We start from the raw sequence: 8,508 nt of genomic DNA on the forward strand, positions 1-8,508 counted from the left end.
TAAACATTTGTATAAATCCTGAGAACACATCAAAGTACGCATGTAGTACCGGTGCTACAAATGGACCTATAAAGTTAAACACACTTATATCAGATACAAACAAGCCTATAACCATACTGGAAATAAATCCTGTAAATGTATAAACAAGTGACATAATAATTCCACCACTCAATATGTTTCCGAATAAACGCAAACTCATTGAAATTAGTGGAGCAATACGACCAAAGATATTGGGTACTAGAAAAAGTGGAAATGGCTCAATGTAGCCATGTAAATATGATCCCAATCCATTTTCTTTAATACATGTATATTGGATCATTATCCAAGTTATTAATGCTAAAGTTAATGTAACACTGTAATTTTGTGTAGGTGGAAACAAACCAAACAAACCACTTATATTCGATAAGAAAATATAAATTGCAATTGTACCAATATAAGGTGCTAATCGCTTAACATGTTTCTTATCAACTGTGTTACCTACTGTATTATCAATGAGTTCTACTAACCAACAGGCAAGCATAACAACTCCTTTTGGTTTTTCTAAAGGATCTGTATTTTTAATTTTATGACCAATCCAAACACAAGCACCACTTATTAGTACTACCAAACCAATAATATAAGGGATTTCACGTTGAATGGTTATCGTAATTCCCATACTAGCTCTCCTTTCTTCTAATATTCATTCCATAAATCACAAATTTATTCAAAAGTAATCCTACTGCTGCTCCAATTAAATCAAATATTTGTGGCAACATCACCGCAAGCATTAGTGGAATTGCTAACATAATTAAATCTGTTAGAAACATAAATATCCATCCACCTAATTTTTTCTTACTATCAAGACCTTGCGTAATATTTCCTTCTAACCGCATTAAGTGAAGAACTGAAACTGATGTCCCCAATAAAACACCTAGACTAAATCGATAATTGAAGAATAAACCTACTACCATAATGATGCCACTTAATACCATCGTAGGTTTAATTGTACTTTTTATTTCTATATTCATTTTCCCACCATTTTGTATAGCATGAAGAATGCACTTACTGTTCCACATAATATTCCAGTAATCAAAAATATCGGTGTTGTTGTAAAGCATCGATCAAGAAAGTATCCCAATCCTGTACCAAATATTATATTGGCTATTACAGTTGTTCCAAGCGTAATCGCTTGAACCAAGGGTTTCATTATTTTGTACCGAAGATTCTATCTCCAGCATCTCCAAGACCTGGAACAATATAGCCCTTCTCATTTAATTTTTCATCAAGAGCTGCTAAATAAATATCAACATCAGGATGAGCTTCTTCTACTGCTTTAACACCTTCAGGTGCTCCAACAAGACATACTAACTTAATTAGTTTAGCACCTCTTTTTTTAATATTTTCAATCGCTGCAATTGCACTACCACCTGTAGCTAACATTGGATCTAACACCATTGTAACTGCATCCGGCATTGTGCTTGGAAATTTAGCGAAATATTCATGAGGCATTAATGTTTCTTCATCACGATATAATCCAATAAATCCAACTTTTGCAGTAGGAATTAAATCAGTAATTCCGTTCACTAGTCCAAGTCCTGCTCGAAGAATAGGCACAAGTACGATTTCTTTAGATAATTCATACGTCTTGCACTCAGATACTGGTGTTTGAACAATTACTTCATTGACAGGTAAATCACGACAAATTTCATACGCCATTAATCCTGCAATCTCATCAAGGTTTTGTCTGAAATCTTTAGTTCCAGTTTCGACTTTTCTCATTTGCGCCAGCTTGTGAGTAATTAATGGATGATTCAATACATTTAACATGGTTGTCCCTCTTTCTCTCATTCCTTGTCATTATAACATTCCCATCTATAAACTTCTATAATTCTAACGGGTTTAAGCGACTATTTTATCTTTTTTCACTAGTTATATTTTTCACGATATAAATTAGTATGATTCACAAAACTTTTCATAAAAAATAAAAAAGAATAATTAACAAAACTCGTTGTTATTTATTCTCCTTAGTATCAATTTTAAACAAATATGCAAACGCTAAAACATCACCAAAAACATCATGTAAGTCCAACTCTTGAGATGTCATACTTACATTCGTTGATTTAAGCATTCCAACCACTTCATCCATCTTCATTCCTTTGATTTCATGTTTTGTTTTACCAATTGTTTCTTCAAACAATCGATTACAGTAGTCCACTGTTTTATTTTTATCCGCAATTAAAATTCCTATTAAATTTGTATTCATTATTTCTTCAATAATTTTTAATAAATTTCTTTCACTTGTTATATCTCTTGCAGAACCTACAGTTCCTATTAATTCTCCCTTTGAATTGATTAAAGGAGACTTATATGTTTCTAGTAAATAAGTTTGATTGTGCGCTTTTATTTTTTCTTCAAATAACATTCTCTCTTTTACTCTAACAACCTCTTCATCTGTTTCAAGACATACATATTCACCATCTGCATATTCATCTGGTTCTAAATCCCAAATATAGTAATGTCCTCTACCCACACACTCACTAACACTCTTATCCACTAGTCGACCAAAAGATTCATTCACTTTTAAATGGACACCTCGCAAGTCTTTAATCCAAATAAAATCATCTGTATTATTCATTAGCGCGTTTAAAAATATATGTGTATTTTCAGTATCCTTATTTGTATTCAACTTGTTGATTAATTGACTATACCAAAATGACAACACTGTATCATTGGATGATTTTGACCACAAATCATCAAAATATGATAATAAATCTAATTCATCATTTAATCGTTCTATATCCTCATTACTACCATAGAAAATACATGATCTTCCTTTAACAATTCCTTCATTTTTAATTGATTGAATATCTTCTACAATACCATCAATAAAAATCAAATCACCAGCATTAAGTAATTGATCATCAAATGACTCACAAGTCATTACAATTACTTTCATTTCTTTATCATTACTAAAATTATCTAATTTGTTTTCTAAATCGTTTGTTTTTGAAACTATAACGACTTTTACAATTGGTTTTTGCAGCATAACAAACTTCCTCCACAACGTGAATTTATAGTATTACTATACCATGTTTTCATATCCAATTCACGAAGAAAAACTAGATTCTCACCTAGTTATTCAAATATAAATTTTTCTGTACAATCCACAACTTCTTGTTTAATCTTTTTAATATTTTCTTCACTTGGATTTTTCAATACATCTGATATCCAACGCGCAACTTGTTTAAACTCTTCTTCTTTGAATCCTTTTGTTGTCATTGCCGCAGTACCCAAACGAATTCCACTTGTTACAAATGGTTTTTCTGTGTCAAAAGGAATTGTATTCTTATTACAAGTAATATTAATTTCATCCAATAGGTGTTCAGCTTCTTTACCTGTCATACCAATTGATTTCACATCTACAAGTATTAAATGGTTATCCGTTCCCCCTGTTACAATTCTAAATCCTTCTTTTACTAATTCATCAGACATTGCCTTACAGTTCTTGACTACTTGATCAATATATTCTTTAAATGAAGGTTCAAATGCTTCATTAAAACAAACTGCTTTCGCTGCAATGACATGCATTAATGGTCCACCTTGCATTCCTGGGAATACAGTCTTGTCCAATACAGCTGCATATTTTTCTTTGCATAGGATAATTCCACCACGAGGTCCACGAAGTGTTTTATGTGTTGTACTTGTTACAAAGTCTGCATAAGGCACCGGTGACATATGATGACCTGTCGCTACTAGTCCTGCTATATGAGCCATATCTACCATAAGATATGCACCCACTTCATCTGCGATTTCTCTAAACTTTGCGAAGTCAATTTCACGAGGATATGCACTGGCACCACACACAATCATTTGTGGTTTTATTTCTTTTGCAATACGTAGTACTTCTTCATAATCAATCATTTCTGTTTCTTTATTTACACCATAACTATGAAATTCATATAGTTTACCTGAGAAATTCATGCTATGACCATGAGTCAAGTGTCCTCCACTACTCAAGTCCATCCCCAATACTTTATCCCCTGGATTTAAGACTGACATATAAACAGCCATATTTGCTTGTGACCCTGAGTGCGGTTGTACATTTGCATGTTCTGCATCAAACAATTTGCATAGACGATCTCTCGCAATGTTTTCTACGATATCTACATCAACACAACCACCATAGTAACGTTTACCTGGATATCCTTCTGCATATTTATTAGTTAGAATTGATCCTGTCATTTCACGCACATCTTTTGACACAAAGTTTTCTGATGCGATTAATTCAATATTATGTCTTTGTCTTTGAGTTTCTAATTCTACTGCTTCTAGTATTTCTAAGTCTTTCATTTGTTTTCCTCCAATTTTGTAAGTATCTCTTCAAGTTGAATTGGTCCTTGTCTTAAGACAACCAATTCAGTTTGTGTACAATCTAGAATCGTACTTGCGAGTGCATCACGATGCTGACCATCAATGATACAATCCAATTTATCGCCTAATCGATCATTTACCTCATTTGCATTCATACATACAGGGTCCCCTGATAGATTAGCACTCGTAAGAAATAAAGGTACTCCTACATCTTGTAAAAGTTCACGAATGCCTTCACCATCAATCATACGAATCGCTAATGTATCCTTACCATGATTAACACGCGCCGGTACTGTTTCCTTCTTCTTTAATATTAACGTTAATGGTCCGGGTAAAAATAAATTAAATATCTTACGGGATCGATCATCTAACTCACATATTGTTTCTAGTTGTTTTAAATTACCTACAACAAGTGGAAATGGCTTCTCCTCTGGTCTACCTTTGCAATGTACTAGTCTTTCTTGTGCTATCTCATCATCATAACGACAAGCTAGTCCATATACTGTATCGGTTGCAAAAGCAATAAGTCCACCATCCTTAACGATTTGACTGGCATACTTCCAATCTTTTGTTGAAATCACTTTGCTCATATTATCGCCTCACATTACAATTATTCTAGCATAATTTCTGCTTTATTCCCGTTACAATTTTATTACTTTATAGAGAAGTTGAAAAAGTTATTGAATTATTACTTGCAATTTTTTTAAACATCTTTAAAATTAATCTAGAATACACGGGAGGTATTTTATGAACATGCGATATGTTTACACTAAATCTATTTCAACTTGTTCTTATTTTAACCGTTATTCATTTTTATATTTTATTCCTAAAACTATTAACTATTGTTAGTGGTTTTTTTTTGGAAAATTAATTGCACACGGGAGGTAAAATTATGCCAAAAAGAGAAGACATCAAAAAAGTATTAGTCATTGGTTCAGGACCTATTATCATCGGTCAAGCTGCAGAATTTGATTATGCAGGTACGCAAGCTTGTTTAGCATTAAAAGAAGAGGGATATGAAGTTGTATTAATCAACTCAAATCCTGCGACCATCATGACGGATGCCAACATGGCAGATAAAGTCTATATGGAACCCTTAACATTAGAATATGTTGCGAAGATTATCCGTATGGAAAGACCAGATGCCATTGTACCAGGGCTTGGCGGACAAACTGGATTAAACCTAGTAATGCAACTAGATGCCAAAGGGATTCTTGATGAGTGCCAAGTAGAAATTTTAGGTACATCTATTGACTCAATTCAAAAAGCTGAGGACCGCGAATGTTTCAAAGACATGTGTATCTCTATCAATGAACCTGTTATCGCATCACAAATCGCAAACAACCTTGAAGAAGGCTTACAAGCTGCGAATGAAATTGGTTATCCACTAATTCTTCGTCCTGCCTTTACATTAGGAGGTACAGGCGGTGGATTCGTTGATACAGAAGTAGAGTTCATTGAACTTATGAAACACGCATTATCTCTTAGTCCTACGCACCAAGTACTTGTAGAAAAAAGTATTAAGGGATATCAAGAAATTGAGTTCGAAGTTATGCGTGATCGTACTAATAAAGCGATCGCAATTTGCGATATGGAAAACATGGATCCAGTTGGTATACACACGGGAGATTCAATTGTTTTCGCACCTTGTCAAACCTTAACAAATGAACAATATACAATTTTAAAAAATAGTGCATTAAAAATTATTCAAGAACTTAAAATTGAAGGTGGTTGTAACGTCCAATTCGCATTAGAACCAAACACATGCAACTATTACTTAATTGAAGTAAATCCTCGTGTAAGTCGCTCTAGTGCTCTAGCATCAAAAGCTACCGCTTATCCTATTGCACGTGTTACTGCAAAAATTGCAGTCGGATATACACTTGATGAAATTGATATTAGTGGACTTGCAGCATCTCATGAACCTGCGATTGATTATATCGTTTGTAAGGTTGCACGTTTCCCATTTGATAAATTTCAAAACGCAAGTAATAAACTATCAACTCAAATGAAGGCAACAGGTGAGGTTATGAGTTTAGGTATCACCATTGAAGAGTCCTTACTTAAAGCCTTACGTGGACTTGAAGTGGGTTCACCCTATCCAACTCTAGCTAAATTTAAAGATATGAGTAAAGATGATATCTTGAATTACATTATAACTCCTACTGATGATCGAATCTTCGACTTATTTGAAGCTTTACGTAAACACGCAACACCACAAGAAATTGCAAATGCAACAAAGATTACGCAATTCTTCATCGATAAAATTAATAACATTGTACAATTCGAATCAAAACTTAAAAATTCAATTGGTAGTATAGAAGTATTAAAAGAAGCAAAAATATTATCAATCGCAGATTGTTTTATTGCAAACTGTTGGAATATGAGTGATGTCGAAGTATACAACTTAAGAAAACAACATCATATTTATCCAAATTACCGCATCGTAGATAATTGTAAACACAAACAAAATTATGTACCGTACCTTTATTCAACATATTCAAATGAAGATGAAAACCGCATTTCTTCCAATCAAAAAGTCATCGTGCTTGGTAGTGGTCCTATCCGTATTGGACAAGGTGTTGAATTTGATTACTCAACTGTCCATGCGATATGGGCAATTAAAGAATTAGGTTATGAAGCAATCATTATCAACAACAATCCTGAAACCTTATCTACAGATTATACCATCGCAGATAAGTTATACTTTGAACCGCTTTTATTAGAAGATGTCATGAATATCATAGATTGTGAACAACCTCTTGGTGTTATTGTGACATTAGGTGGTCAAACCGCAGTTAACCTTGCAGATAAATTAACACAATGCCACGTATCAATTCTGGGTAGTGATTTGGAAGCCATTGAAAAAGCAGAGAACCGTGACTCATTTGAAAAAATAATGAATCAGTTACAAATACCACAACCCAATGGTAAAGCAGTACACAACATTCCTGATGGGTTAAAGGTTGCGAACCAAATTGGTTACCCTGTGCTTGTACGTCCTAGTTATGTTTTAGGTGGTCGTGCAATGCAAATCGTGAACGATGATATGCAATTAAAAACATACCTACAAACTGCTGTACAGGTGAACGAAGATCAACCCGTATTAGTTGATCATTACATTGTCGGAAAAGAATTAGAAATAGACGCTATATGTGATGGAACGGATGTCTTTATTCCCGGCATTATGGAACATGTAGAAGAAACAGGTGTACACTCAGGAGACTCAATTAGCGTTTACCCGACAATGTCTGTATCCACAAAAGTCAAAGATTGTATTACTTACTATACGAATAAACTTGGATTAGGCTTAGGTATCAAAGGTTTATTTAATATCCAATTTATAGTTGATGAAAATGAAAATGTATTTGTCATTGAAGTCAATCCACGATCATCAAGAACCGTACCATTCCTATCAAAAGTAACTGGTATTCCTATTTCAAACATCGCAACTAAAGTCATGTTAGGACATTCATTAAAGAGTCAAGGTTATGGTACTTTTGTACAACCGACGGGACTTCGTTGGTATGTAAAAGCGCCATCATTCTCATTTGCTAAAATCATTGGACTAGATGCTGTTTTATCTCCAGAAATGAAATCTACTGGTGAAGCTATTGGCTATGATGACCAATTGAATCGTGCTCTATATAAAGCACTACAAGCAAGTGGTATGACTGTGAGTAACTATGGAACAGTATTTGTAACTATATCAGATAAAGATAAGAATACCGCATTACCACTTATTAAACGTTTCTATAAATTAGGATTCAACATTGAAGCAACTTATGGTACTGCTGAATTCTTAAAACGTAACGGTATTAAAACACGTATTAAAGAAAAGATTAGTGATGGGTCAAATCAAATCATTGATTCATTGCAAAAAGGATATATCACTTATGTAATCAACACAGTATCTCACGAAAGCAATCATTCGCAATGTGATGGTGCAATCATTCGTAGAACTGCAGTAGAGAATGGTATTACAATGTTTACATCACTTTCCACAGTTAATGTATTACTAAATGTATTAGAAGAAATAACTGTTGGTGTAAGCACAATCAATCAATAACAAAAGAAACCACACAAGTTTAACTTTGTGTGGTTTTATTTAAAATAAACGAACAACATTCTATCTTTACCATTGATATCCTGCAAGAC

8 protein-coding genes are annotated in these 8,508 nt (G+C 33.6%); 1 reads left to right on the plus strand and 7 read right to left on the minus strand.

Translation table 11 applies throughout. The features are described 5' to 3' along the window. The 7 genes from RR643_RS10515 to RR643_RS10545 form a co-directional block, all read right to left on the minus strand. Positions 1-655, minus strand: a 655-nt coding sequence (locus tag RR643_RS10515) for a F0F1 ATP synthase subunit A (RefSeq protein WP_332483181.1), incomplete at its 3' end; no start/stop codon positions are given. 1 nt (position 656) lies between these two features. Continuing rightward, on the minus strand, positions 657-1,007 hold the full coding sequence (locus RR643_RS10520) for a hypothetical protein (RefSeq protein ID WP_332483182.1): 351 nt from the start codon (positions 1,005-1,007) through the stop codon (positions 657-659). Continuing rightward, positions 1,004-1,186: an AtpZ/AtpI family protein gene (locus RR643_RS11720; protein WP_332618471.1), complete on the minus strand. Its 183-nt coding sequence runs from the start codon at positions 1,184-1,186 to the stop codon at positions 1,004-1,006. The genes RR643_RS10520 and RR643_RS11720 overlap by 4 nt, the downstream gene beginning before the upstream one ends. Then, positions 1,186-1,806 carry a uracil phosphoribosyltransferase gene (gene upp, locus RR643_RS10530; protein ID WP_332469442.1) on the minus strand — a complete coding sequence of 207 codons (621 nt, stop codon included), beginning with the start codon at positions 1,804-1,806 and terminating at the stop codon, positions 1,186-1,188. The genes RR643_RS11720 and upp overlap by 1 nt, the downstream gene beginning before the upstream one ends. A 184-nt stretch (positions 1,807-1,990) precedes the next feature. Next, positions 1,991-3,025, minus strand: coding sequence for a PAS domain-containing protein (locus RR643_RS10535; RefSeq protein ID WP_332469443.1), 1,035 nt, complete (start codon positions 3,023-3,025; stop codon positions 1,991-1,993). Positions 3,026-3,114: 89 nt separating this feature from the next. Further along, complete coding sequence (gene glyA / locus RR643_RS10540; RefSeq protein ID WP_332469444.1) at positions 3,115-4,329, minus strand: serine hydroxymethyltransferase; 1,215 nt, start codon at positions 4,327-4,329, stop codon at positions 3,115-3,117. Further along, entirely contained in the window at positions 4,326-4,940 is a 615-nt protein-coding gene (locus RR643_RS10545; protein ID WP_332469445.1) for an L-threonylcarbamoyladenylate synthase, read from the minus strand. Before RR643_RS10545 ends, glyA begins: the two co-directional genes overlap by 4 nt. Positions 4,941-5,242: 302 nt before the next feature. Between RR643_RS10545 and carB the strand changes: the two genes are divergently transcribed. Beyond that, complete coding sequence (gene carB, locus RR643_RS10550) at positions 5,243-8,419, plus strand: carbamoyl-phosphate synthase large subunit (RefSeq protein WP_332483183.1); 3,177 nt, start codon at positions 5,243-5,245, stop codon at positions 8,417-8,419. Positions 8,420-8,508 lie beyond the last annotated feature (89 nt).

The organism is Anaerorhabdus sp. (assembly GCF_036637135.1).
Classification (GTDB): Bacteria; Bacillota_I; Bacilli_A; order Erysipelotrichales; family Erysipelotrichaceae; genus Anaerorhabdus.

Bases quoted from the DNA above. Each gene is read 5' to 3' on its own strand.
- carB (WP_332483183.1), top strand. From the start codon at position 5,243: ATGCCAAAAAGAGAAGACATCAAAAAAGTATTAGTCATTGGTTCAGGA.
- RR643_RS10545 (WP_332469445.1), bottom strand. From the start codon at position 4,940: ATGAGCAAAGTGATTTCAACAAAAGATTGGAAGTATGCCAGTCAAATC.
- RR643_RS10520 (WP_332483182.1), bottom strand. From the start codon at position 1,007: ATGAATATAGAAATAAAAAGTACAATTAAACCTACGATGGTATTAAGT.
- upp (WP_332469442.1), bottom strand. From the start codon at position 1,806: ATGTTAAATGTATTGAATCATCCATTAATTACTCACAAGCTGGCGCAA.
- RR643_RS10535 (WP_332469443.1), bottom strand. From the start codon at position 3,025: ATGCTGCAAAAACCAATTGTAAAAGTCGTTATAGTTTCAAAAACAAAC.
- glyA (WP_332469444.1), bottom strand. From the start codon at position 4,329: ATGAAAGACTTAGAAATACTAGAAGCAGTAGAATTAGAAACTCAAAGA.
- RR643_RS11720 (WP_332618471.1), bottom strand. From the start codon at position 1,186: ATGAAACCCTTGGTTCAAGCGATTACGCTTGGAACAACTGTAATAGCC.